Source organism: Cryobacterium sp. Hh7, assembly GCF_004403155.1.
GTDB classification, from domain to species: Bacteria; Actinomycetota; Actinomycetes; order Actinomycetales; family Microbacteriaceae; genus Cryobacterium; species Cryobacterium levicorallinum.
Map to the genome: position 1 here is coordinate 72,055 of NZ_SOHG01000026.1, position 23,408 is coordinate 95,462.

Sequence of the window (23,408 nt, forward strand, 5' to 3'; positions counted from 1 at the left end):
GGTCTACCGTCGCCTCGGCGCCTTCGTTCGTGCGGTCGCGCCGCGCGCGGTGGTCGCTGTTTAGGACCGTGCGCCGGTCGCGGCGAGCACCCCGCCGAGCCCGATCATGATCACGCCGCCGGCCGAGGAGAGATTCTCGACGCGCTTCGGTGATTTCGCGAACCAGGTCCGCGCCGTGCCGGCCGCGAGGGCCCAGGTGCTGTCGCCGAGCAGGGCAAGCACCACGAAGACCAACCCAAGCACTGCGAGCTGCAGCGGCACATCGCCAGCCCGGTAATTGACGAACTGCGGCAGTACCGCGATGAAGAATACGAGCGACTTCGGATTGCTGAGCCCCACCACGAACCCCTCGAATACGAGCCGCCACTTGGTTTTACGCGCCACGCGGGCCTCGCTCATCCGGGCCGCCTTGTGGCGGTTTCGAATAGCCTGCACCCCGAGATAGATGATGTACGCAGCACCGGCGAACTTCACGATCGTGAACAGCAGCACGGACTGGGTCACGATCGCGCCGAGTCCGAGCGAAACCGCGATGATCACCGGAATCAGACCGAGAGCGTTGCCGAGAACGCTGAGAAAGCCACCGAGGCGTCCGAGAGCGAGCGAACGCCCGATCACAAACAGCACGGTCGGGCCGGGAATGACGATGAGCGCGATCGACGCGAGGGCGAACGTCAGCAGGGTGGGCAGGGAAACCATGTTTGAGCATATCGTGCAGGCAAGCTGGTCTGGAGAGACGGATGCTGGCGCTCACCCACAACGGATTGCCCGCCTGAGCCGCGGCCTCGCTAGCATCGGGGTCGTGCATATGTTCTTCAGAACCCTCCTCCATGCCCTGCTGTCGCAGTTCGGCCCCCGGCTCGGTCACTTCGACGTGGCGCGCACCAACTTCGTGACGCTGCCCACCGACCAGGACATTTTGCGGCACATGAACAACGGCGTCTACCTGTCGATCATGGACGTAGCCCGCTTCGACATGCTGCACCGCACCGGCGTCTGGGCGATCTTCAAACGGCAAGGCTGGTACCCGGTCGTCGTGTCGGAAACGATCAGTTTTCGCAAGTCGCTCAAGCTCGGCCAGAAGTTCACGGTCGAGTCGCGCATCATCGGGTTCGATGAGAAAGCCGTGTACGTCGAGCAGCGCTTCGTACGACCGGATGCCGATGGCGCGCCCGAAATCTACGCCCACGGTCACATTCGTGGTCGCTTTCTCAAGCGCACCGGTGGAATCGTCACGATCGACGAACTGCTCGAGGCCATCGGCGTCGCCCCCGACAACGTGAGCGTGCCCGACTGGCTGCTGGAGTGGGCAGCCACCGCGGCGGTCCCGCCCACGCGCGCTCCCGCCCCCAGCATCTGGAACTAACCGCGCGGATACGGTGACGTCGGGGGAATCCATGCTCGCAACGCTAGGGCGACTTGACTGCGGGGTGCTTGGTCTTTCCATGAAGATCAACCTCTTCGACTCACGTGCGCCAGGGTGGTTCCGGGCTGGGCGTATTGGCCCGGTGGGTTTGGGCTGGTCGCCAGGTCTGAGACGGGTCCCAGAGGAGTGGGCCGAGTAGTTGGGGTCGGCCGTGGATCATGCGGATTTTCCAGCCGCTGATGTCGATCATGTGGTGGTGGTACCAGCACAATAGGACCCCGTTGTCGATGCGTTGCTAATACGACCCCAACCTTGGCCTGTGGCGAAGCATGATGCGCCTTCGGTTCCTAATTCGTTGCCTTCAATCGCCCTACCGGGCTCCCGAGTTACGTTGCTTATTCAAGCTCAGGCGGGCTTTCTGAGCAAATGTGATCCCTTTTCGCTCGCCCATAGCGAACGCTCTTTGTCATTATTCAGGAGGTGGCGAAACGGGTGGCCATCATCATTCAGGATTTGGTGTGGCCCACGAGGCGGATGTTGCTGGTGGGACAGCGCCCCGGCCCTCGAAGGTCATGCTGGCCAGATACTCCTAAATTCTGACGGTCGCACCGCCCAGGAACTCCCGAATGGTGAAAGGGAAAGGGGCCGGGATGCTGGCGGCATCCGCTCCCCGCCAGTCGCGCTACTGCTTGTTGAGTGGCAGCAGGATTCCCTTCACCGACGGATCGGTCGCGAGGAACTTCTGCACGGCCGGGTCCTGGAAGGCCGCGACGAGCTTCTTGATGTTGTCGGTGTCGGCGTAGTCGCTGCCGATCGTGAGCTGGCCGGCGAAGTCGTCCGGTGCGGCGGGGGCGAAGATTTGCTGCTCGAGCGGGATCTTTGCGGCGAGGTAGTACTCGGTGTACCCGGCGGCGGCATCGATGTCGGGCAGCGCGCGCGACTGGGCGGCGAAGTCGAGCAGCACGAACTTCAGGTTCTTCGGATTCGACGCGATGTCGTCCTGGGTCGCGGTGCCGGCGGTTGCACCGTCCTTGAGGGTGATGAGCCCGGCGTTCTCGAGCAGCCATAGCCCCTGTGCCTCGTTGGCGGGGTCGGAGTAGAGCGAGATGGTGGCGCCATCCGGGATCTCCTCGACGCTGCCCCACTTCTCGGACCATAGCCCGAAGCCCCACCGGAAGACCGGTGTCGCCGCCGTCTCCCGGAAGTCGGGGTTGGCCTCGAGCACCTGGCTCAGCCAGAGCTTGTGCTGGTAGATCGTGCCGGCGACCTCGCCCTCGCTCACCGCACGGTTGATCGTGTTGCTGTCGGAGAGTCCCCTGAAGGCGACCGTGATCCCATAGTCGGCGGCCACGTTCTTGGCGACGAACTCGACGAGGGTCTGCTCGGCCGCGTTGCCCTCCGCCGTCGCGATGACGAGCGTGGCGCCCGCGACCTCGTTCGGCGAGACGCTCGGATTGAGCAGCGGGATGCCGATCGCGGCGGCGACCGCGACGACGGCCACCGAGGCGCCGGCGATCCAGGGCCAGCGGCGGCGCGTCTTGAGCTCGAAGCCGTGCGGCTCGTCGGGGTCCTGCGAGGTGGGTTTGGTGATCGTGCCTTGGGACATGGTGTTTCCTTTCGAGGTGCTGGAGTCGTGGTGACGCAGTGGCGTGAACGGGCGGGTGGCAGGGTCGAGCGGATGCCGGGTGGGGAGGCTCATGCCAGGCAAGGGTGGTTCGGCGGAAGCGTCCCCGCGCTCAGCGTGGGACGGACATCGACTTCGCGCGCCTCGGCTGGCGCTCGCGGGCGTGCGGCGTCGCCAGTCGCACGAGCCGGTCTCCGAGCAGCTGCACCGTGGCGACCGTCGCGACGAGGATGATGATCGTCGCGAGCATGACGGTGTTGTCGAAGCGCTGGTAGCCGTAGGTCACCGCCACGTATCCGATGCCGCCGGCGCCGATCGTGCCGGCGATCGCCGAGTACTCGATCATCGCGATCGTGTTGATCGTGAGCCCGCCAATGATCGCGGGCAGCGCCTCGCTCAACTGCGCGGTGCGGACGATCTGCAGAGGCGACGCACCGGACGCCCTCGCGACCCGCACGAGCGTGGGCGGTACGCCACGCAGCGAGTTCTCGACAATGCGGGTGAAGAACGCGATCCCGGCGATCGCCATCGGCACGACGGCCGCGGCGATGCCGATGTTGGTTCCGGTGATGAAGCGCGTGAACGGAACGATCGCCGCCATCAGGATGAGGAACGGCAGCGACCGGCCGATGCTGACGATCCAGCTGATCGACTGGTGTAGCGCGGGGTTCTCGACTAGGCCGCCAGGCGCGAGGTTGTGCACGAGCGCGCCAAGCGGCACCCCGACCAGCACGACGATGACCATGACGATGCCGACCATGATGAGGGTGTCGATCAGCGCCGGGAACACGAGCGCCGGGATCTCGGCGATCGGCACGTTGTTGTTCGTCGGAAGGGCCGTGCGGATGCCGGTGGCGAGCACGCTCAGGGCAGCGCTCATGCAACACGCTCCAGTGCGGGCACTGTGGACGAGATCGAGGCCGCCGGGGTTGTGTCGCCTGCCGCAGCCGGGGCGGACGCATCCGCGTACGTCGAACGCCCGCCATCCGAGGACCTCGAAGACTCCTCCGCCGACCGGTCGGCCAGAGCCGCAGCCTCCGGATCCTCGGGCACGGGCCGGGCATCCAGCCCCAGGCGGCGGGCAGTCTCAACAAGCAGGGCCGGGTCGACCGCGCGGACGCCGATGTTCGCGTGCCCGACCGTCTGGCCGGCGACGGTCTCGATCGACGCGCCGAGCACGGAGACCGGGGTGTCGAGCTCGCTGGCCAGCCGTAGCACCCAGTCGGCCGGCACCGCGCCGGAGGTGTAGCTCACGAACCAGTGCGTCTCGCCCAGCTGCGGTGTGGCGTGCGGGCGGGCCGGGCGGAGGGCGCGGCCGAGGGCGGATGCCGGGTCGCGCAGCAAGTCGACGATGCGCCCGGACTCGACGATGTGGCCGTGGTCGAGACGGGCGACGGCATCCGCAACCTGGAGCACGGTGTCCATCTCGTGGGTGATGAACAGGATGGAGAGGTCGAGGTCGTCACGAAGCTCCTTGAGCAGGGAGACGATGGATGCCGTCGACTCGGGGTCGAGGCCGGATGTCGCCTCGTCGGAGAGCAGCACCTGCGGGCGCAACGCGAGCGCGCGGGCGATACCGACGCGCTGGCGCTGGCCGCCGGAGAGCTGGTGCGGGTAGTGTCCGGCGCGGTCGGAGAGCCCGACGCGGTCGAGCAATTCGGCGACGCGGCGCTTCGCCTCGGCGGTGGTGACGCCGAGGTATTCGAGCGGTAACGCGACATTCTGGGCGGCCGTGCGACGGCTGTAGAGGCCGTCGGACTGGAAGATCGTTCCGATGCGGCGGCGGGCCGCGCGCAGCTGGCGCTCGCCGAGCTGGGAGAGGTTCTCGCCGTTGACAAGCACCGAACCGGACGTGGGCCGCTCGAGCAGGTTGACGCACTGCGCGAGGGTTGACTTGCCGGCGCCGCTCGGTCCGACGACGGCGAAGATCTCGGCGGCGTCGACGCGGAAGTCGAGCCGGTCGAGGACGACCGTCGCCTTGGCGCCGTGACCGTAGACCTTGGTCAGTTGTTCGATGCTGATCATGGCCGTGAGCCTATTGTCGGCGCGGCGCGGCGCCTAACCGCGGCAAAACAATGTTGCGTCGCGTGACGATGTGTGACGCGAACGACTTCCGCTGGTTGAGCAGGTCTCGGAGCGATCGTCTCGAAATCAGAAGATGCGGTGGGGTTTCGACTCGTGCCAGAGCGCGTTGCTCAACCAGCAGAAAACAGCCCGGGGGTCGTGGTGGTCTCGGTACGAAAAGTTTCCAGCGGCGCTTGGGTTTGCGGCTGGGGTCGATGCTCGCTGGTGGGGCGAACCGGCGCACGTTGTCGACGACCTGCACCCTTCAGCCTCTATGGATCACGTGGTGGTGGCTGGGGCCGGGCAGCGTGCCGTTGTCGATGTTGGTTAGTCCTCCTGCGTGCCAGGGGAGGACGTGGTGAACTTCGGTCCAGCGGGCGGGGATGGTGCAGCCGGGGATGGTGCAGCCGCCGTCGCGGGCGGCGATCGCGGCGTGTTGTTTGGCGGTGAAGCAGCGGATTTTGTCGCCGAGGTAGAGCACTTCGCCGTCGTCGCAACCCTGGGTCTGCGCCGTTAGGGCGCAGGCCCTGAGCAAATCGCCGAACGTTAGCGTTCAGGCGGTGCGAGCCGGAACGATCAGGTCCTTGTAGAACTGGGCGTGCGCGGGGTAGTAGTGCTCCCACTGCGGTAGCGGCAGACCGGCGCGCGAGGCCACCAGGCGATCGAGGTAGTAGTCCCATCCGGGGCCAACCGTGGAAGCTTCCGACGGGCTCCGCAGGCGCTGCCCGAAGGTCAGGTTGGTCATGCCGTCGCCCTCGACCAGGTGGAACATGGCCCGCCAGGAATCCTCACCCTCGCCGAAATCACCGTTGAACCGGTGCGGAGCCTGGCATTCGCGAACGCTCACGTACTCCCACTTGGCATCGGGTTCGGCGGTCATCTTGAACTTGACCGCTCCGGTGGCCGGCGAACCGGTAAAGGTGCCGATCCACTTCTCCAGCTCGGCCGGGCGGGTCAGGCTCGCCCAGACTTGTTCGATCGGCGCATTGAAGAGCCGATTGAGCATGAGATACAGGCCGTCCTCGCGGTGAACGAGACGACCGGTGGGCTTGGCTGACATGGTGACCTCCACTTTGAGTGAAACGCGAGTCTTCCCTCAGGCTAGGCCACTTTCAACCCGTCGGCTACAAGCGTCGATCCGTCTACTACGCACCCTCGAGCACGGCCATCGCGGCGTTGTGGCCGCCGAGCCCGCTGACCCCGCCGCCGCGCCTCGCACCGGCCCCGCAGATCAATATGCGCGGATGCGAGGTGGCTACTCCCCAGCGCTCGGCTGGAGTGCCGCGCGGCTCGTCATCCTCGAGGAACGGCCAGGACAGCCCGCCGTGAAAAATATTGCCGCCGGGCAGGTTCAGGGCGTGCTCGAGGTCGAGCGTGGTCTTGGTTTCGATGCAGGGACGACCGGCAGCATCCGTCATTAAGAGGGGTTCGATCGGCTCGGCCAGCACCGAATTGAGCGAACGCAGCACTGCGGCCTGCAACTGCGCCCGCATCTCGTCGTTGTTGGCCTCGGTGAGCGCGCGATGGGGCGTGTGCAGGGCGAAAACGGTGAGCGTGTGCGCCCCGGCCTGGGCGAGTTCGGGCGAAAGAATGCTCGGATCGGTCAGCGAATGACAGTAGATCTCGCACGGCAAAACGGAGGGAATCTCCCCGGCCAGCGCCTGCTCATACGCGGCCTGCAATTGCTCGTACGACTCGTTGATATGAAAAGTGCCGCCGAACGCGGCCTCGGGCGACACGCTCGCGTCCAACAGCTGCGGCAACCGGGTCAGCAGCAGGTTGACCTTCACCTGCGCGCCCTCCGGCTTTCCTACTACAGCGGATGCCGTTCTTCCAGCGCCCAGCAGCTCCCGCAGCGACCAGGGCGCGACGTTCGCCAAAATCACCGCGCCGTGCGCCCGCTTGACGCGACCCTCCTGGAAGTACTCCACGGCTCCGTCGGCGCTGACCGATGTGACTTCCGCCCCGACTTCAAGCCGCGCGCCGGCAGCGCGGGCCGCCCGCTCGAGCGCCCCGGTCACGGCACCCATTCCTCCGATCGGCACGTCCCAGTCCCCGGTTCCATTGCCGATCACGTGGTACAGAAAGCAGCGGTTCGCGTCGAGACTGTGGTCGGCGAGGCTCGTGAACGTGCCGATCAGCCCGTCGGTGGCCACGACGCCGCGCACGAGGTCGTTCTCGAAGCGGTCGCTGATGGTCCGGCCGAGCGGCTGCTCGATCAGCGCGGCCCAGAGCGCGTCGTCGTCGACCAGTCGCTTGGCCTCCGAGCGGGTGAGCAGTGGTTCGCAGACCGTGGGGAACACGGCGCGGGCCAGCCGGGCGGTGTCCTCGTAGAACGCGTTCCACGCGTCGAAATCGGCCGCAGCCCCGATGCGCGCGAACGAGTCCCTGGTCGCCGCGGCGTCGCCGTGATCGACCAGCAGCCCAGCTGCGCTGTCAGCCGACGCGCTGCCAGTAGACGCGACGCCCGGCATCGGCGTATACGACGAATACCGCCGCCGGGCCAGCTCAATGTCGAGGCCCAGCTCGTGAATGATGCGCGTCGGCAGCAGGCTGACCAGATAGGAGTAGCGCGAGAGGCGAGCGCCCGTGCCGGCGAAGGCATCCGCTGAAATGGCGGCACCGCCGACCTGCGGCTCGCGTTCGAGCACGAGTACTCTGCGTCCGGCCTGCGCGAGGTAGGCGGCGGCGGCCAGGCCGTTGTGTCCGCCACCGATGATCACGACGTCGTGGGTGGGTTCGCTCATGCGTGCGAGCCTATCCAGTCCAGGCGCGGCCGCGTCGACCTTGGTGGGGTTGTCGACGACGGCAGCCACCGGGCCAGCCAGGCTCTGGCGCCGAGCCTGATGCCGGTGCAATATAGGAACAAGCGAGAGGTGCACCGTGGGCAAAGACATCAGAAGTTTCTGGAGCGAAGACCCGATTAGCGCGCTGCGGGTGACCTCCGGCTTCAGACTGGCGACGCTTGACACGGGGTCAACGCCAGGTTTCAAGGGTTCCAAAAAAGACTCGGCCGCGGCGGGAACCCAGGCGGCCGGCGTCCTCTCGCACCTACAGGAGATGCTCTTTGCCAACAGCACCTGTGGGGATAACCGCAAACTTCTGCTCGTACTGCAAGCCATGGACACGGCCGGCAAGGGCGGCATCGTTCGCCACGTCGTCGGCGCTGTTGACCCGCAGGGCATCAGTCACTTTGCCTTCAAGGCGCCCACCAAGGCGGAGCTCAGGCACGACTTTCTCTGGCGTATCCGCAAACAAGTGCCTGCGGCCGGAATGATCGGCGTGTTCGACCGGTCGCACTATGAAGACGTGCTCATCGCTCGGGTGCACGAACTCGCCCCGGCGGCAGAGATCACCAAACGCTACGACCAGATCAACACGTTCGAGCAGGAACTCGTCGATGATGACACCGTCGTGATCAAGATCATGCTGCAAATCAGCTCCGCCGAGCAGAAGGCTCGCCTCGGCGAACGCCTGAGCCGGCCAGACAAATATTGGAAGTATCACCCGGTAGACGTAGACGAGCGGATGCATTGGCCCGCCTATCAGGACGCCTTCCAGATCGCACTCGAGCGCACCTCGACGGCGGCGGCGCCATGGTTTGTCGTGCCAGCCGACCACAAGTGGTACGCGCGCCTGGCCGTGCAGCACCTGCTCATCGATGAGCTGAAGGGGATGGTGCTGACCTGGCCGGAAGCATCCTTCGACATTGAGGAAGAAAAGTTGCGCCTGTCAACGACCTGACGCTCCCGACGGCTAGGCGCTTCTCCAGCGCGACACCGCGCGGGCCAGAATAAGCCAGCTTAAGCTGATCAATAGGAGTAAGGCGGCGGCGGCAATGATCCCGGCACTTCGACCCAGCGCCACATCGAAGATGAAGATGACTGTGCCGGACACGACGACCGCCACACCGACCAGGGTGGCGCGCACCAGGACGCTGCCGACTTGCACGATCTGCGCCATAGCCTGCTGTCGGAACAGGAGCCGGTGCAAGATGACCGGACCAAGCCCGAGGGCCGTGGTCAGAGCCGTCACGCAGACCAAAATCAGGTACAGCGTGATCTGGTACCGGTCCAGCTCGGTAAAACGTGGCTGAAAGGCGACGGCGAGCAGAAATCCGCCGATGATCTGCGTTCCGGTTTGCGTGACGCGAAGCTCCTGCAGCAGTGAGTTCCAGTTGCGGTCCAGCCGTTCGTTCGCGGTCTCGGTGCGGCCGTCCTCCGGCGCGACATCTGGAGCTGATCCTGAATTGGGCGGGGTCATGCTCCGAATGCTAGCGCCCGTGATGCTGCGTTGCCACGAAGCCGGGTGGGCCGAAGCCAGCGGCGGTCTCGAACTGCCGGAGCCGTGAGACGCGTGGGTGCACTTCGAACGCGAAGGCAAGTGATCGGTTGCTTCCCGGGGGGGGGGGGGGGGGGCGCNGGGGGGGGGGCCTATCTTCTTGTCAAGCGGCAAGGGCGTGTTTGGTCTCGTAGAGAGCACCGTCGCGGAGCATCGCGAAGAGGACGTCACACCGCCGCCGGGCGAGGGCGATAAGGGCTTGGTTGTGTCGCTTGCCTTGGGCGATCTTGCGGTCGTAGTAGGTCCGGGAGACCGGGTCTCGGAGAGCGGCGAAAGCGGACAGAAACAACGCGCGTTTGAGGATCTTGTTTCCCCGTCGTGAGGGATGTTCGCCTCGGATCGAGGAGCCGGAGCGACGGGTTACCGGTGCGAGGCCGGCGTAGGCGGCGAGGTGGCCGGCGGTTTCGAAGTGCTTGCCGGCGACTTCGGTGAGGAGCCGGGCTGCGGTCCTGACGCCGACTCCGGGCATGCTCGTCAGGACGGGGGAAAGAGGGTGCGCCTCCACCAGCTTCTCCACCTCGACGGCGATGTCGGAGCGTTGCCGGCGCAGGGCGGCGAGCTGTTCAGCCAAGCGCGGGAGGACAGTCGCGGCAGCACGGGTGCCGACGACCACGACGGTCTGCTCGCCTAGCGCTTGGGTGATTTCCTCTGCCAGGCGCCGTCCCATCCGTGGGGCCAGCTTCAGTAGTCGGGTGGCCATCCGGGTGGTGCCGGCTGCTTTCATCGCGGCCGGTGACGGGTAGTGCTGGAGCAGATCCAGCATGGCCGAGTGGTCGAGGTGCGGGCCCACGACGCGCTCCAACGCAGGGTGGATCTGGGTGAGTAGGCCGCGGATCCGGTTGCTGGTCGCGGTCATCTGGCCGAGGATGTCGTCGTCAAATCCGCACAGCATCGACAGCTCCGCGACCGATTCATCGGCCAGCTGGATCGACCGCAGCGCGTGCGGCAGCGTGCGGGCGGCTTGGGCGATGATCGCGGCGTCGCGGGCATCGGTCTTCGCCTCCCCGGCGTGAAGGTCGGCGATACGACGCATGGCCAGACCGGGCAGGTAGCCGACGAGGACTCCCTCGGCTTGGGCGACGGCGATCGGCAAGGCGCCGATCGTGGCGGGCTGATCGACGATGACGAGCACCGTGCCGGACTGTTTCAGCTTCTGCAGCACCGCCCGCATCTTGCCTTCGTCGTTGGGTAGTGCTTTGTCGAAGAGGACCTTGCCGGCCCGGTTGAGGGCGACGGCGTGGTGTTCGCCTTTGCCGACGTCGACACCGACGAACACGTCGACGCTGTCATAGTTTTCGATCATGACTGCTCCCATCCACTTGTTTTCGTGGCCTGGTCTACGACGTCAAGTCTCGGCATCCACGTTACGAACGACCTCGGCTTTGCGCCTAGTCGAGCCCCTATCAGCGATCACCCGACGCCAATCGAGTCCGGTGACAACACCCCCCGGATCATTAACGACTGGGGGCAACAATCATGCCGGACCCGACAGGCCAACACCCTCAGATATTCACACCGTCTGAGGTTACGAACAAGGTAACGGGGGGGGGCTGAAGCAACCTTTTCCCGCTCTCGCGGAAGGGAGGGCGGCCCGCTAGACCGGCGCGAGGGGCTCGAACGGGCGCGGCGGCTCCAGCGGGTCGGATTCGGTGGGCTTGGCCACCTTGCTCACCGCCCGGTCGAGGGCGCCGCGCACCGCGACCACTCCCGGCCGCTGCGCGCTCGACCGGCGCGCGGCCGAAAACAGGGTGCGATGCGGGGTGCCCGGCAGATCGTGCAGCTGCACGGCCGGCATCCGCCCCGCCCAAACCAGGTCGGGCAGAATGCCCACCGCATTGCCCGATTCAATCAAGCGGATGTGCGCGATCAGGTCGGCGGTCTCAAACCGAACGTCCGGTTCGAACCCGGCGGAGCGGCAGAGCTGCGTGGCCCATTGCCGCGATGCTGTGCCGACCGGTTCCATCACCCAGGGCAGCCCGGCGGTCTCCTCCAGCGTCGCCGCACGCACGCGGCCCGAGCCGGCATCTTCGGGCGGCACCGCGAGCCGCAGCGCATCCGTGGCCAGATTGACCCGGTCGAGGTCGGGCCAGTGCGCGCGAGTATGGCCGGGGTACTGCTCGGCGAGTACGAGGTCGAAGTCGCGCGCGGCGACCTCGAACAGGCCGCGTTCCGGCTCGCGCTCGGTCACTTCGACGCGCAGCGCCGGATAGTCTTCCGCCAGAAAGGTGAGCGCCCGGGGAATCACCGCGAGGGCCGCCGACTGGAACACGGCCACCCGCACGGTGCCCGACACGGTCGTGGTGCTCGCGCGCAGGTCCGCTTCGGCGAGTTCGAGTCGCTCCAGCAGGTAGGTGGTGTGCTCGACCAGAATCTCGGCCTGCGGCGTGAGCTGCACCCGGCGGCCGACCTTCTTCAACAGCACGACGCCGGCCTCCTTTTCGAGCAGCGCGAGCTGTTGCGACACCGCCGAAGGGCTGTAGGCGAGTGCCTCGGCGACCCCGGCGAGGGTGCCGCGAATCTTCAGTTCGCGCAGCAGTCGCAGCCGCCTGACGTCCAACATCCACTGCCCCCTACACCCATCGACCCACCGAAAACCAAATCATTAGAAATTGTAACGAATATCATGCATAAACAATTGCTTTTGCTAAATATAGGCTGGCCTCAGACTTGAAGCATCAGAGCCACCCACCGCGAACGAAAGACTAGTCTCGTGACCATGACCAACGCCTCCACCCGTCCCGCCAACGAGGATTTCAGTTCGGAGGTCGTCAAGCTCGTTAAGAAATGGCTTGACGAAAGTGCCACCATCCCAGCGGATGCCGCGGCCGAGCGGCTCGCCGGCGTGCTGAAGGACCCGAACGGCCTCGACTTCACGGTGGGCTTTGTGGACGGCGTCATGCGTCCCGAAGACAAGATGGTCGCCGGCTACAGCCTGCAAAAGGTCGCCAAGAAGGCGCCCGGTTTTCTGCCCGCACCGATGCGCGCGGCGATCGGTCTCGGTGGAATCCTCGGACCGGTGCTGCCCTGGGTCGTCATCCCGGCCGCCCGCACCGTGTTGCGCCAGATGGTCGGCCACCTCGTCGTCGACGCCACCCCCGACAAGCTCGGCCCCGCGCTCGTGCACCTGAAAGAGGGCGGCAACCGCCTCAACATCAACCTGCTCGGCGAATCCGTGCTCGGCGAGAAAGAAGCGCTCGAACGCCTCGAAGGCACCAAGCGCATCCTCGAACGCCCCGACGTGGACTACGTCTCGATCAAGGTGTCCTCGATCGCCAGTCAGCTCTCGATGTGGGCGTTCGACGAGACCGTCGCCCGCGTGATCGAGCGCCTGACACCGCTGTTTGAGTTCGCAGCACAATCCGCTACCCCGAAATTCATCAACCTCGACATGGAGGAGTACCGCGACCTCGACCTCACCATCGCGGTGTTCGAGGGCCTGCTCGACCAGCCGCAGCTCGCCCAGCTTGAGGCCGGTATCGTGCTGCAGGCCTACCTGCCCGACGCCCTCAGCGCCATTCAGGGCCTCACCCACTGGGCCCAGAACCGCCGCGCGGCCGGCGGTGCCCCGATCAAGGTGCGCCTGGTCAAGGGCGCCAACCTCGCCATGGAGCACGTCGATGCCGCCGTGCACGACTGGCCGCTCGCGACCTTCGGCACCAAGCAGGACAGCGACACCAACTACAAGCGGGTGCTCAACTGGGCCCTCACCCCGCAGAACACGGATGCCGTCAAGCTCGGCATCGCCGGCCACAACCTGTTCGACGTGGCCTGGGCACACCTGCTCAGCGTCGCCCGCGGCGTCGACGACAAGGTCGAGTTCGAGATGCTGCTCGGTATGGCGACCGGCCAGGCCCAGGCCGTGCGCAAGGACGTCGGCCAGCTGCTGCTCTACACACCGGTCGTCGACCCCTCGCAGTTCGACGTGGCGATCAGCTACCTCATTCGCCGGCTCGAAGAGAACGCGAGCTCGGAGAACTTCATGTCGGCCGTGTTCGAGCTGACCAGCAACCCCGAGCTGTTCGATCGCGAAAAGGCCCGTTTCCAGGCCTCGCTCGACGCGCTCGACGACCGGGTCCCCACCCCCAACCGCGTGCAGGATCGTTCGAGCAGCTACGACCTCGATCGCCTCGCCGCCGCCGCAACGGATGCCCGCAGCCACGACGCCGAGACCGACGACGACGACGACCCGCAACTGACCGGCGCACTGCTCGGCATCACCCGCGGCTCGGTGCCCACCCACTCGACGTTCCACAACGAGCCGGACACCGACCCGTCGCTGCCGGCGAACCGCGCCTGGGGCCGACGGATTTTGGCCCGCGCCGACGCATCCGTTCTCGGTACCGAGACGGTCGAGGCCGCCGCCGTTGCCGATGAGGCAGCGCTGAATACGATCATCGACGGTGTGCTCGAAGCCGGAAACGCCTGGGGCCAGAAGACTGGCGCCGAACGTGCCGCCGTGCTGCACCGCGCCGCCCTGGCGCTCGCCGCGAATCGTGACCGCCTGATCGAGGTCATGGCGAGCGAGTGCGGCAAGACCATCGCCGAGGGTGACGCCGAGGTGAGCGAGGCCATCGACTTCGCCAACTACTACGCCGAACGAGCCAAAGACCTCGACCGGGTGCAGGGCGCCATCTTCGTGCCGTCCAAGCTCATCGTGGTCACCCCGCCGTGGAACTTCCCGACCGCCATTCCGGCCGGCGGCGTCCTCGCCGCCCTCGCCTCGGGTGCCGGCGTCGTGATCAAGCCCGCCGCAGTAGCCCAGCGCACCGGCGCCGTCGTCGTCGAAGCGCTCTGGGAAGCCGGCATCCCGCGCGAGCTGCTCGCGCTGGTGAACCTGCCCGACCGCGATCTCGGCGCCAAGCTCATCGCGCACCCCGCGGTGAACCGGGTCATCCTCACCGGCGGCTATGAGACGGCCGAGCTGTTCCGTTCATTCCGTCATGACCTGCCCCTGCTCGCCGAAACCAGCGGCAAGAACGCCATCATCGTGACGCCGTCGGCCGACTTCGACCTAGCCGCCGCCGACGTGGTGAAGAGCGCCTTCGGCCACGCCGGGCAGAAGTGCTCGGCCGCGAGCCTGGTGATTCTGGTCGGATCGGTCGCGAAGTCGGAGCGGTTCCTCGGCCAGTTGGTTGACGCCGCGACCTCGATCAAGGTCGGCCAGGCGAGCGACCCGGTCACCCAGATGGGCCCGATCATGATGCCGGCCGACGGCAAACTGCTGCACGCCCTCACCACCCTCGGCGCCGAAGAACAGTGGCTGGTCGAGCCCCGGCAGCTCGATGAGACCGGCAAGCTGTGGTCGCCGGGCATCCGCACCGGCGTCACGCCCGGATCGTATTTCCACCTGACCGAGTTCTTCGGACCGGTACTCGGCGTGATGCACGCACGCAATCTGGAAGAAGCCATCCGCTTTCAGAATGCTGTCGACTTCGGCCTGACCACCGGACTGCACTCGCTCGACGCCGACGAGCTGGCCCTCTGGGTCGACACGATCGAAGCCGGCAACCTCTACGTCAACCGCGGCATCACCGGCGCCATCGTGCAGCGTCAGCCGTTCGGCGGCTGGAAGCGCTCGGCCGTGGGCGCCGGCACCAAGGCCGGCGGACCGAACTACCTGCTCGGCCTCGGCAGCTGGGTCAACGAACCCGGCCGCAACAGCTCGACGCTGCACCTGCGTGGCCTGGAGCAGCGAGTCACCGACATCATCGAAGCCAGCCAGCCGTTCCTCGACTACGCCGACTTCGACGTGCTGCGCCGCTCGGCCGTGAGCGACGCCCTGGCCTGGCGCGAGGAATTCAACGTCGTGCGCGACGCCACCGGGCTCGGAGTGGAGCGCAACCTGTTCCGCTACCGCGCGCTGCCGGTCACCGTGCGTCTGACTGAGTCGGGAACGCTCGCCCAGCTGCTGCGCGTGATCGCCGCCGCAACGCTGTCCACGTCGCGCTTCGACGTCTCGAGCACCATTCCGGTGCCGCCGGCCGTGCGCAATATCCTCGCCCAGCGTGAGATTCCGGTGTTCATCGAAAGCGACGAGGAATGGCTCGCTCGCGCCCGCTCCGGCGGCATCACCGCCAGCCGGGTGCGTCTGATCGGCAGTGACCCGGTGCTCGGGGCGCGGGAGGCGGCATCCGCTCTCGCCGAGGCGCTGGTCGGCAGCCCGGACATCGCGGTGTATTCGAACGCTGTCACCCAGGCCGGCCGCATCGAGGTGCTGCCGTTCCTGCGCGAACAGGCCATCTCGATCACCGCGCACCGGTTCGGTAACCCGAGCACGCTCTCGGACGGTGTGATCTAGCCCGTCTGCCTGTGTGCCCCGAGCGGGCACACAGGCCACGTGCGGTTTACATACAGTTTCGTGGGTCAAACTGTTAGGGGACGTATGATTACCGCTGTCCACAATTCGACAGGGGTTCACGCTTGAACGGAAACGCGACGACGACGCATCGAAACGTCGCCTTGTTGTCGGTCGCGAGTCTCATGGCGCCGCTGATCACGACGTCGGAAGAAATCGACCGACGGTTGAAGCCCGTATTGACGCGCCTCAAACTGCCGACCGGGCTGCTGCAGCGCGTCGCCGGTGTCTACGAGCGACGCAATTGGGGCCCGGACGAGACCTTCGATGACGCCGCGGTCAAGGCCGGCAAGATCGCGCTCAGAGAGGCTGGCATCAAGCCGAGCGACGTGGGCCTGCTCATCAATACCTCGGTCACCCGCAAGCACCTTGAACCCTCTGTTGCCGTGCGTATTCACCACGGCCTCGGCCTGCCGTCGTCGGCGATCAACTTTGACATTGCCAACGCCTGCCTCGGCTTCGTCAACGGCATGACCCTCGCCGCCCAGCTCATCGACAGCGGGCAGATCAAGTACGCCGTGATCATCGACGGTGAAGACGCCGACGAGATCCAGACCAACACGATTGACCGCCTCGGTCGCCCGGGCATTAAGCGCAAAGACTTCATGAGTGAGTTCGCCAGCCTCACCCTCGGCTCCGGCGCTGCTGCCGCCGTGCTCGGTCCAGCGGATGCCCACCCCGCCGGCCACCGCATCCTCGGCGGAGTCACCCGCGCGGCCACTCAGTTCAACGGACTCTGCGTCGGCAGCGTCGATGGCATGTTCACCGACGCGAAGGCGCTGCTCAAGGGCGGCATGGAACTGGTCGTGTCGGCCTGGACCGAGGCGAAGCGCGACTGGAGCTGGTCCAACATGGACCGCTACATCGTGCACCAGGTCTCGGACGTGCACACCAACGCCATCGTCAAGGCGACCGGCATGGACAAAACCAAGGTTCCGCTGACCTATCCGAAGCTTGGCAATGTCGGCCCGGCATCGATTCCGATCACCCTCTCCCAGGAGGCGTCGAAGCTGCAACCGGGCAACCGGGTGCTGCTGATGGGCGTCGGTTCCGGCCTCAACACCGCCATGATGGAACTCGTCTGGTGACGATGCTTCTGGAGGGCCGCTTCGACCGTACTTCCGTCGACGCCGGCGTTTTCGAAGATTGTGGCTATCCCCGTTACTACGGGTTCAGGCGAAGCGCCACACGAGGTGCCACCCTTGGCCCCTCGAACGTGCCCACCACTGGCGAGATGCCATCTCTTGCCCCTTGGGGTCTGCGTGCTGACCGTGAGGTGCCATCTTTGGCCCCTTGGAGTGCTGTCAAGGGGCCAAAGATGGCATCTCGGGAAAACCATGGGGCTATATATGGCATCTCGCAGCGCGTGGCACCCGGGTTGCTCGCGAGATGCCACTTTTGGCCCCTTGAACGTGCCCACCACTCGTGAGATGCCATCTCTTGCCCCGTGAACCTGACTGTACGCATCCGCTTCACGGCAGTCGTGTGAATGGCCCATTCGGAGAAAAGACACTGTGACTAATACCCGCGCAACCGCAGCTTCCCGCCTTCCGCGCCTGGTGCCAGCCCCGGCGATACTCCCGCCGGCCGGACTGACGGGGCTCGACCCAGAGTGGTCGCGCCTGATCGAGGTTGCGGAGAGCAGCGCTGCGGGCGGCCTAGCGGGTGGGTTGGGCAGCGATTTGGGTGCCGCGGCAACCGGCAGCGCGGCGAGTGGCGTGACGCACGGCTGGCACCTGCTCGACAATGGCCCGCAGCTCGACGCGCTCGGCGTGATTCCGGTCGGAACGATTCTGTGCGTGCACGGCAACCCGACCTGGTCCTACCTCTGGCGCGGCCTGCTGTCGTCGGCAACGGATGCAGCGGCGTCGGGTGCGCTCGCCTGGCGCGTGATCGCCGTCGACCAGCTCGACATGGGTTTCTCCGAGCGCACCGGAGGTTTTCGCCCGCTGGCCCGCCGGGTGCAGGACCTCGGCGACCTCACCGACGCCCTCGACCTGGCCGGCCCGGTCGTCACCCTCGGCCATGACTGGGGAGGAGTCGTCTCGCTCGGCTGGGCCGTCGACCACCCCGAACTGCTGGCCGGAGTCATGCTGCTCAATACGGCGGTGCATCAGAGCGCTGGCGATCCGATTCCGGCGCCACTGCGGCTCGCCCTCGGTCGTGGAATCCTCGGCCCGGCGACCGTGGCGACGCCGGCGTTTCTGGCCACGACGTTGGCGCTGGCGCATCCGTCGCTATCGACCGAGGTCAAGCGCGGCTACCGAGCTCCGTATTTGACGAGCGCTCGACGCGGGGGAATCGGCGGGTTCGTCGCCGACATTCCGGTCGCCCTGAGCCACGAAAGTCGGCCTGAACTCGACCGCATAGCGGAGGGCGCGCGCGCCCTCGCGGTGCCGACGCTGCTGCTTTGGGGTCCCCGCGATCCAATCTTCAGCGACCGCTACCTCGACGACCTGGCCCGGCGGATGCCGCACGCCCGCGTGCACCGGCTCGAGGGCGCTGGGCATCTGCTGGCCGAGGATGCGGACTACACTGCTGCCGCGCTGCTCTGGCTCGGCGACGCTGTCGCGGCCACTCCCGACGATGCGGCTTATGCGGTCACGTCCCCCTCCCGGATTGGCGATCTCGGCAAGCTCGATCAGCGGATGGGAGCGTCCAGCACGCTGCTCACCGCCACTTCGGGTGCCGAGGCGGTCGCACCATCTCCGTTGGCCGAGACCGCCGTCTCGGGGAGCGAGGCCGCCTCGCTATCTCTGTTGGCCGAGATCGCCATAGGGGGAACGCAAGCCGCGTGGGAAGCCGCGGGGACGCATCCACTTTGGTATTACCTTGACGAATTGCAAAACTCCGACGAGACCGCCCTCGTCGATATGCAGCCGGCCCCGCGCACCGTCAGCTGGCGCTTGCTGTCGCGGCGCGTACGCCAGATCGCGGCCGGTCTCGTCTTCATCGGCGTCAAGCCCGGCGACCGCGTCTCGCTGCTGGTTCCGCCGAGCGCCGACCTCACCGCGGTGCTCTATGCCTGCGTGCGCATCGGCGCGATCGTCGTCGTAGCGGATGCCGGCCTCGGCCTGGCCGGCCTCACTCGCGCCGTGCGCGGCGCCCGCCCCGACTTCGTCATCGGCGCAGCTCCCGGCCTCATGGCCGCCCGCGCCCTTGGCTGGCCCGGACGCAAAATCTCCACGGCGCGCTTCCCGGCTCCGATGGCCGCGCTCCTGAGCATCGAGCACACGCTCGCCGAGCTCGTGCAGTTGGGCCAGGCGCGCCTGGACGCCGACGCCGCACTCCCGCCCGGCCCCGCACCGACCGACCCGGCCGCCGTGCTGTTCACCTCCGGATCGACCGGCCCGGCCAAGGGCGTCGTCTACACGCACGGCCAGCTCTCTGCTGTGAGCAATGCCCTCTTTCTGCAGTACGGAGTGGGCGTCGGAACCGGTCTCGTCGCCGGATTCGCCCCGTTCGCCCTGCTCGGCCCGGCCCTCGGCGCTCGCTCGGTCACCCCCGATATGGACGTCACGGCCCCCAAAACCCTCACCGCCACCGCCGTCGCGGCCGCCGTGGCCGCCATCGACGCGACGGTTGTCTTTCTCTCGCCCGCCGCGCTCGTGAACGTCGTCGCGACCGCCGGCGCGCTCACCCCCGCCGATCACGCGGCCCTCGCCGGGGTTCAGCGTTTTCTCTCGGCCGGCGCGCCAATCTCCGAGAGCCTGCTCGCTCAGGCCGCGACGCTCATGCCGCAAGCGACCGCGCACACCCCGTACGGCATGACCGAGGGCCTGCTCATGGCCGACATTACGCTCGAGGGCATCCGGGCTGCCGCTGCGAGTGTTTCCATGCCTCGCAGAGCGGATGCCGCAGCGCACGACGGCGAGTCGGACCCGTCCACAGCCCCACTGCCCGACACTGCGGTCTCGGCAAGCTCGACCGGCGGAGAGGGTGAGGCCGCACTCATTGCGAAGTCGGCTGAAGTGAACCCGGCGGGGGGAGTCTGCGTCGGGGGTTCGACGCAGACCACGCGCATCCGGATCAGCGCGCTCGACGCGAGTGGGGCATCCGTTGGTGAGTTGTCGGAGCAGCCCGACGTGACCGGCGAGATCGTCGTGTCGGCGCCGCACGTCAAGGACCACTACGACCGGCTCTGGCTCACCGAACGCACCTCGCGGCGCGGCGGGGTGCCCGGCGAACGCTGGCATCGAACCGGCGACGTCGGTCACCTCGACAGCGCTGGCCGCCTCTGGGTCGAGGGCCGCATGCCGCATGTCATCGTGACGGCTGGCGGCGTCGTCACCCCGGTCGGTCCGGAGCAGCGCATCGAAACGCTGCAAGACGTTGCTCGTGCGGCCTTCGTCGGGGTCGGCCCGGTCGGTACCCAGCAGCAGGTCGCCGTGATCGAAACCGTGCCGCCGGCCCGCAGCGTGCACCGGGCATCCGCTCCGCTCGCCGCCGCCGTGCGCGCCGCTGTCGGCTCGCCGGTCGCCGCGGTGCTCGTCGTGCCCGGACTGCCCACCGATATTCGGCACAACTCCAAGATCGACCGCAGCCGGCTGTCGCGCTGGGCCACCGGCATCCTCTCTGGCGGTCGCTGGACTAAGCCATGAGGGGCGCGCCATGAGAGTGCTGGTGACCGGAGCCAGCGGATTTCTCGGCCGTGCCGTCGCCGAGCGCATCAGTGCGGCTGGGCACGAGGTGCGCACCTTTCAGCGGCGGCCATCCGGCGTGGCCGGCGTCGAAGACGTGCACGGCTCCATCACGACGCCGGCCGACACCCCGTACGCCGGTCTCGCCTATGCCGTCAGCGGCATGGACGCGGTCGTGCACCTCGCCGCGAAGGTCTCCCTCACCGGGGATCCGGACGAGTTTGCGGCGGTGAATGTCGGCGGCACCCGCACGGTGCTGCAGGCTGCGCAGCAGGCCGGCGTCTCCCGGTTCGTCTACGTGTCCTCACCGTCGGTCGCTCATGCCGGCAGTTCGATCATGGGTTCGGACGCGCTGCCGGCCGCGCCGGAACACGCTCGCGGCGACTACGCCCGCACCAAGGCTCACGCCGAACTGCTCGCGCTGGCCGCCGATGCTCCCGGATTCAGCGTGGTCGCCGTGCGCCCGCACCTGGTCTGGGGTCCCGGTGATACCCAGCTGATCGAGCGCATCGTCGACCGGGCGCGCTCCGGTCGGCTGCCGCTGCTCGGCCACGGCGCTGCACTGATCGACACGACCTACGTCGATAACGCGGCTTCGGCCATTCATGCCGCGCTCGACGCAGCTGTCACCGTGCATGGCCAGAGCTACGTGATCACCAACGGGGAACCGCGCCCGGTTGCGGACATCCTCGCCGGAATCTGCGGCGCGGCCAACGTGCCGGCGCCGACCTGGCGGGTGCCGGCATCCGCTGCCCGCGGTGTCGGCTCGCTCATCGAGGCCATCTGGCGGCGTCGCCCGGGTGTCGACGAGCCGCCAATGACCCGGTTTCTGGCCGAACAGCTCTCGACCGCGCACTGGTTCGACCAGCGCCGCACCCGCGCCGACCTGCACTGGACCCCCGCGGTCTCCCTCGACGAGGGCTTCGAGCGTCTCGCCGCGCACTATCGCGCTCGCCGCACCCACTAGCCATCACTCCGACCGGGCCCGGGCCCGGAAACCGGGCCCATGATAGAACATGGGCCTAGCGACCGGGCCCGGGCCCGGTCAGTTTGTGCGGCGGTGTCCCCAGTCTCGAAAACTGCGCGTTGGGAGCTCATTTCGTGCGGAAGCGCGCAGGTCTGCACGGCCATCCCGGCAGATGCGGCGCTACGCGCGAAACCCGAGGGCCGCGCGCGCGAACGTGAGCGCCTCCTCGGGGGCCACGCCGAGCTTGCGCGCCCGGGCGGCAAACGCGGCGGCGGCGGCCTGCACGTGCTGCTGGGCGGCATCCCCACTGGCGGCGATGAAGGAACCGTTGCGGCCGCGCGTCTCGATTACTTCGTCGCGCTCGAGCTCGCGGTAGGCGCGGGCCACGGTGTTGGCGGCGAGCCCCAGATCGTCCGCGAGTTTGCGCACGGTCGGCAGCTTGTCGCCGGGGACCAGTGAACCAACACGAACGGCGGCGAGTACCTGCACCCGCAACTGTTCGTAGGGCGGTGTGGCGGAGCGCGGATCGACCAGCAGCATCATGCCGAGGTCTTCTCTCGGCTGTCTTCGTCGGGCCAGTTGTCGGCGGTTGGGCCGCGCCGGTACCGGTCGAGTTCCACGGCTGTCTCGGGCCACAGTCGACGCAGGTAGTGCGTGGTGCTGCGATTGCGCAGGCTCGTCACGCTCCAACCGATCAGGGCGAAGACCAGCACCGGTCCCATTATCGTGAACGATTCGACCAGAATCTCCCCGACCGAGCCGGGCTCCGGCAGGTAGATCGAGTCGCTGAGTGACAGGAACAACACGCAGGTACTGACGGCCGCAATGATGCCCGGGATCCCGACCAGGCTGCGCAGGGTGGTGCTGCGAAAGGCATCGCTCCAGGCCAGTTCGATGGATGTGCTGGCCGGCTGGCCGCGATCGAGCAGCGCCCCGGCTGCCGCCCAGGTGAGCAGGCTCGCTGCAGCCGCGAGGGCCAGCAGTAGTCCGGCCGGCCAGAGAATAGTGCGCACCGAAACGTCATCGAACACCCGCTCCGGGTTGATCGCGATGACCCCGAGCACGGCAATGTAGCCGAGGGTGGCCAGCGCCAGGAATCCCAGCGAAAACGTGCGGTCGAGCGGCGTGACATAGTCGGCCAGCCGGGGCGACAGGCTGCGCGCGAGTCGCGGCGCCTCGGGAACCGGGGCGAAGGCCGCATGCGAATCGTTGAGGATCACGGCGCTTGTCGACGCAACCGTCATCGTGACCCCGACCAGAAGTCCGTTCCACGGGCTCTCGCTCCCGCCCATCGAGACGAGCGCCGCCGCTCCGACGACGAGTCCGATCATCGCTCCGACGACCCCGGCACGTTCCCGGCGATAGAGTCGGCGCGACAGCTCGGGAACGATCCCGGGAACCAACGCGAGCCCGACCTGCCGAGAGTAGGCGTGCAGCATCCGTCTGCGCGGTTCGGCACTCGAGATATAGGCCAAACGGATGCCGAGACCCGCCATCACCAGCGCTGCCAAAATCACCAAGACCGGATTCACAAAACCCTCCCTTTGTGTGCGTTTTGTACCAGAGTAGCAATACAAACCACTGTGGCAATAGGTGCTCGGCAGGAAAAGCTGTCCTGGCCGTGCCTGACCACGAAAACTCAATGCACCCAGAAAGAGCACAGCACCAGCGGTTCAGGCGCTGGGACGCTCCAGAGCTTCGGTGACGAGAGCGAGCGCCTCCTCCCGGCTCACCCCGAGCTGCTGAATGCGAGCGGCGAACGACGCGGCGGCCGCCTGGGCCTGCCGCGCCGCCGCATCGCCATTGGGAGCGATGAATGACCCGAATCGGCCGCGGGTTTCAATGACGGCGTCACGCTCCAGCTCACGATAGGCGCGGGCGACCGTGTTCGTGGCGAGGCCGAGTTCAGCGGCGAGGGCGCGCACGGTCGGCAGGCGAGTGTCGTGGGCGAGCTCGCCGGAGCGCACGGCCGCAATCACCTGGCTGCGCAACTGTTCGAACGGCGGCGTACTCGACTGGGAATCAATGGCAACAAAGGAAGCGGGCACGGG

General features: G+C 67.1%; 19 protein-coding genes. 6 read left to right on the forward strand and 13 right to left on the reverse strand.

Features of this window, described 5'->3' with window-relative positions; all coding sequences use genetic code 11:
* Positions 1 to 60 precede the first annotated feature (60 nt).
* A complete protein-coding gene (locus E3T43_RS09370; protein WP_104131859.1) occupies positions 61 to 699 on the reverse strand; it encodes a LysE family translocator in 639 nt (212 codons plus the stop codon).
* Here E3T43_RS09370 and E3T43_RS09375 point away from each other — a divergent pair.
* Positions 698 to 1,366: a thioesterase family protein gene (locus tag E3T43_RS09375; RefSeq protein ID WP_174844335.1), complete on the forward strand. Its 669-nt coding sequence runs from the start codon at positions 698 to 700 to the stop codon at positions 1,364 to 1,366. The two genes, E3T43_RS09370 and E3T43_RS09375, sit on opposite strands and share 2 nt — an antisense overlap.
* 682 nt (positions 1,367 to 2,048) lie before the next feature.
* Here the strand turns inward: E3T43_RS09375 and E3T43_RS09380 are convergent.
* From E3T43_RS09380 to E3T43_RS09405, 6 genes are all read right to left on the reverse strand, one after another.
* Complete coding sequence (locus E3T43_RS09380; protein WP_241978900.1) at positions 2,049 to 3,065, reverse strand: MetQ/NlpA family ABC transporter substrate-binding protein; 1,017 nt, start codon at positions 3,063 to 3,065, stop codon at positions 2,049 to 2,051.
* 37 nt (positions 3,066 to 3,102) lie between these two features.
* The gene (locus E3T43_RS09385) at positions 3,103 to 3,870 is read right to left on the reverse strand and encodes a methionine ABC transporter permease (RefSeq protein ID WP_134472259.1); all 768 of its coding nucleotides are present in this window, start codon (positions 3,868 to 3,870) and stop codon (positions 3,103 to 3,105) included.
* Positions 3,867 to 5,015, reverse strand: a complete 1,149-nt coding sequence (locus E3T43_RS09390; RefSeq protein ID WP_134472260.1) for a methionine ABC transporter ATP-binding protein — start codon at positions 5,013 to 5,015, stop codon at positions 3,867 to 3,869. The genes E3T43_RS09385 and E3T43_RS09390 overlap by 4 nt, the downstream gene beginning before the upstream one ends.
* Before the next feature lie 304 nt (positions 5,016 to 5,319).
* On the reverse strand, positions 5,320 to 5,589 hold the full coding sequence (locus tag E3T43_RS09395) for an HNH endonuclease signature motif containing protein (protein WP_134472261.1): 270 nt from the start codon (positions 5,587 to 5,589) through the stop codon (positions 5,320 to 5,322).
* 18 nt (positions 5,590 to 5,607) lie between these two features.
* Positions 5,608 to 6,114 (reverse strand): SRPBCC domain-containing protein, encoded by a 507-nt coding sequence (locus E3T43_RS09400; protein WP_134472262.1) that lies wholly within the window; start codon positions 6,112 to 6,114, stop codon positions 5,608 to 5,610.
* An 85-nt stretch (positions 6,115 to 6,199) separates the two neighbouring features.
* Positions 6,200 to 7,801 carry an NAD(P)/FAD-dependent oxidoreductase gene (locus E3T43_RS09405; RefSeq protein ID WP_134472298.1) on the reverse strand — a complete coding sequence of 534 codons (1,602 nt, stop codon included), beginning with the start codon at positions 7,799 to 7,801 and terminating at the stop codon, positions 6,200 to 6,202.
* A gap of 136 nt (positions 7,802 to 7,937) precedes the next feature.
* Here E3T43_RS09405 and E3T43_RS09410 point away from each other — a divergent pair, with 136 nt between their 5' ends.
* Positions 7,938 to 8,798, forward strand: coding sequence for a PPK2 family polyphosphate kinase (locus E3T43_RS09410; RefSeq protein ID WP_134472263.1), 861 nt, complete (start codon positions 7,938 to 7,940; stop codon positions 8,796 to 8,798).
* A gap of 12 nt (positions 8,799 to 8,810) precedes the next feature.
* On the opposite strand, the gene E3T43_RS09415 is transcribed toward E3T43_RS09410, so the two are convergent.
* The 3 genes from E3T43_RS09415 to E3T43_RS09425 form a co-directional block, all read right to left on the reverse strand.
* Positions 8,811 to 9,317, reverse strand: a complete 507-nt coding sequence (locus E3T43_RS09415) for a DUF6328 family protein (RefSeq protein ID WP_134472264.1) — start codon at positions 9,315 to 9,317, stop codon at positions 8,811 to 8,813.
* Positions 9,318 to 9,498: 181 nt separating this feature from the next.
* Positions 9,499 to 10,698: an IS110 family transposase gene (locus E3T43_RS09420; RefSeq protein WP_134472265.1), complete on the reverse strand. Its 1,200-nt coding sequence runs from the start codon at positions 10,696 to 10,698 to the stop codon at positions 9,499 to 9,501.
* Between the two features lie 291 nt (positions 10,699 to 10,989).
* Positions 10,990 to 11,955 carry a LysR family transcriptional regulator gene (locus E3T43_RS09425; RefSeq protein WP_134472266.1) on the reverse strand — a complete coding sequence of 322 codons (966 nt, stop codon included), beginning with the start codon at positions 11,953 to 11,955 and terminating at the stop codon, positions 10,990 to 10,992.
* A 156-nt stretch (positions 11,956 to 12,111) separates the two neighbouring features.
* On the opposite strand from E3T43_RS09425, the gene E3T43_RS09430 reads away from it, so the two are divergent.
* The 4 genes from E3T43_RS09430 (at position 12,112) to E3T43_RS09445 (ending at position 21,357) form a co-directional block, all read left to right on the forward strand.
* Complete coding sequence (locus tag E3T43_RS09430) at positions 12,112 to 15,693, forward strand: bifunctional proline dehydrogenase/L-glutamate gamma-semialdehyde dehydrogenase (protein WP_134472299.1); 3,582 nt, start codon at positions 12,112 to 12,114, stop codon at positions 15,691 to 15,693.
* Positions 15,694 to 15,815: 122 nt separating this feature from the next.
* Positions 15,816 to 16,838, forward strand: coding sequence for a 3-oxoacyl-ACP synthase III (locus E3T43_RS09435; protein ID WP_134472267.1), 1,023 nt, complete (start codon positions 15,816 to 15,818; stop codon positions 16,836 to 16,838).
* A gap of 426 nt (positions 16,839 to 17,264) precedes the next feature.
* Complete coding sequence (locus E3T43_RS09440) at positions 17,265 to 20,351, forward strand: alpha/beta fold hydrolase (RefSeq protein WP_241978901.1); 3,087 nt, start codon at positions 17,265 to 17,267, stop codon at positions 20,349 to 20,351.
* A gap of 10 nt (positions 20,352 to 20,361) precedes the next feature.
* The gene (locus E3T43_RS09445; RefSeq protein ID WP_134442758.1) at positions 20,362 to 21,357 is read left to right on the forward strand and encodes an NAD(P)-dependent oxidoreductase; all 996 of its coding nucleotides are present in this window, start codon (positions 20,362 to 20,364) and stop codon (positions 21,355 to 21,357) included.
* A 180-nt stretch (positions 21,358 to 21,537) separates the two neighbouring features.
* Here E3T43_RS09445 and E3T43_RS09450 read toward each other — a convergent pair whose 3' ends face one another.
* From E3T43_RS09450 to E3T43_RS09460, 3 genes are all read right to left on the reverse strand, one after another.
* Positions 21,538 to 21,900: a GntR family transcriptional regulator gene (locus E3T43_RS09450; RefSeq protein WP_370449923.1), complete on the reverse strand. Its 363-nt coding sequence runs from the start codon at positions 21,898 to 21,900 to the stop codon at positions 21,538 to 21,540.
* Positions 21,897 to 22,889: a hypothetical protein gene (locus tag E3T43_RS09455; protein ID WP_134472268.1), complete on the reverse strand. Its 993-nt coding sequence runs from the start codon at positions 22,887 to 22,889 to the stop codon at positions 21,897 to 21,899. Before E3T43_RS09455 ends, E3T43_RS09450 begins: the two co-directional genes overlap by 4 nt.
* Positions 22,890 to 23,030: 141 nt before the next feature.
* The gene (locus tag E3T43_RS09460) at positions 23,031 to 23,405 is read right to left on the reverse strand and encodes a GntR family transcriptional regulator (RefSeq protein WP_092452408.1); all 375 of its coding nucleotides are present in this window, start codon (positions 23,403 to 23,405) and stop codon (positions 23,031 to 23,033) included.
* Positions 23,406 to 23,408: the final 3 nt, after the last annotated feature.

Coding starts and splice junctions, on each gene's coding strand:
- E3T43_RS09375 (WP_174844335.1), top strand. CDS start 698: ATGTTTGAGCATATCGTGCAGGCAAGCTGGTCTGGAGAGACGGATGCT.
- E3T43_RS09370 (WP_104131859.1), bottom strand. CDS start 699: ATGGTTTCCCTGCCCACCCTGCTGACGTTCGCCCTCGCGTCGATCGCG.
- E3T43_RS09380 (WP_241978900.1), bottom strand. CDS start 3,065: ATGAGCCTCCCCACCCGGCATCCGCTCGACCCTGCCACCCGCCCGTTC.
- E3T43_RS09385 (WP_134472259.1), bottom strand. CDS start 3,870: ATGAGCGCTGCCCTGAGCGTGCTCGCCACCGGCATCCGCACGGCCCTT.
- E3T43_RS09390 (WP_134472260.1), bottom strand. CDS start 5,015: ATGATCAGCATCGAACAACTGACCAAGGTCTACGGTCACGGCGCCAAG.
- E3T43_RS09400 (WP_134472262.1), bottom strand. CDS start 6,114: ATGTCAGCCAAGCCCACCGGTCGTCTCGTTCACCGCGAGGACGGCCTG.
- E3T43_RS09405 (WP_134472298.1), bottom strand. CDS start 7,801: ATGAGCGAACCCACCCACGACGTCGTGATCATCGGTGGCGGACACAAC.
- E3T43_RS09415 (WP_134472264.1), bottom strand. CDS start 9,317: ATGACCCCGCCCAATTCAGGATCAGCTCCAGATGTCGCGCCGGAGGAC.
- E3T43_RS09420 (WP_134472265.1), bottom strand. CDS start 10,698: ATGATCGAAAACTATGACAGCGTCGACGTGTTCGTCGGTGTCGACGTC.
- E3T43_RS09425 (WP_134472266.1), bottom strand. CDS start 11,955: ATGTTGGACGTCAGGCGGCTGCGACTGCTGCGCGAACTGAAGATTCGC.
- E3T43_RS09430 (WP_134472299.1), top strand. CDS start 12,112: ATGACCAACGCCTCCACCCGTCCCGCCAACGAGGATTTCAGTTCGGAG.
- E3T43_RS09445 (WP_134442758.1), top strand. CDS start 20,362: ATGAGAGTGCTGGTGACCGGAGCCAGCGGATTTCTCGGCCGTGCCGTC.
- E3T43_RS09450 (WP_370449923.1), bottom strand. CDS start 21,900: ATGATGCTGCTGGTCGATCCGCGCTCCGCCACACCGCCCTACGAACAG.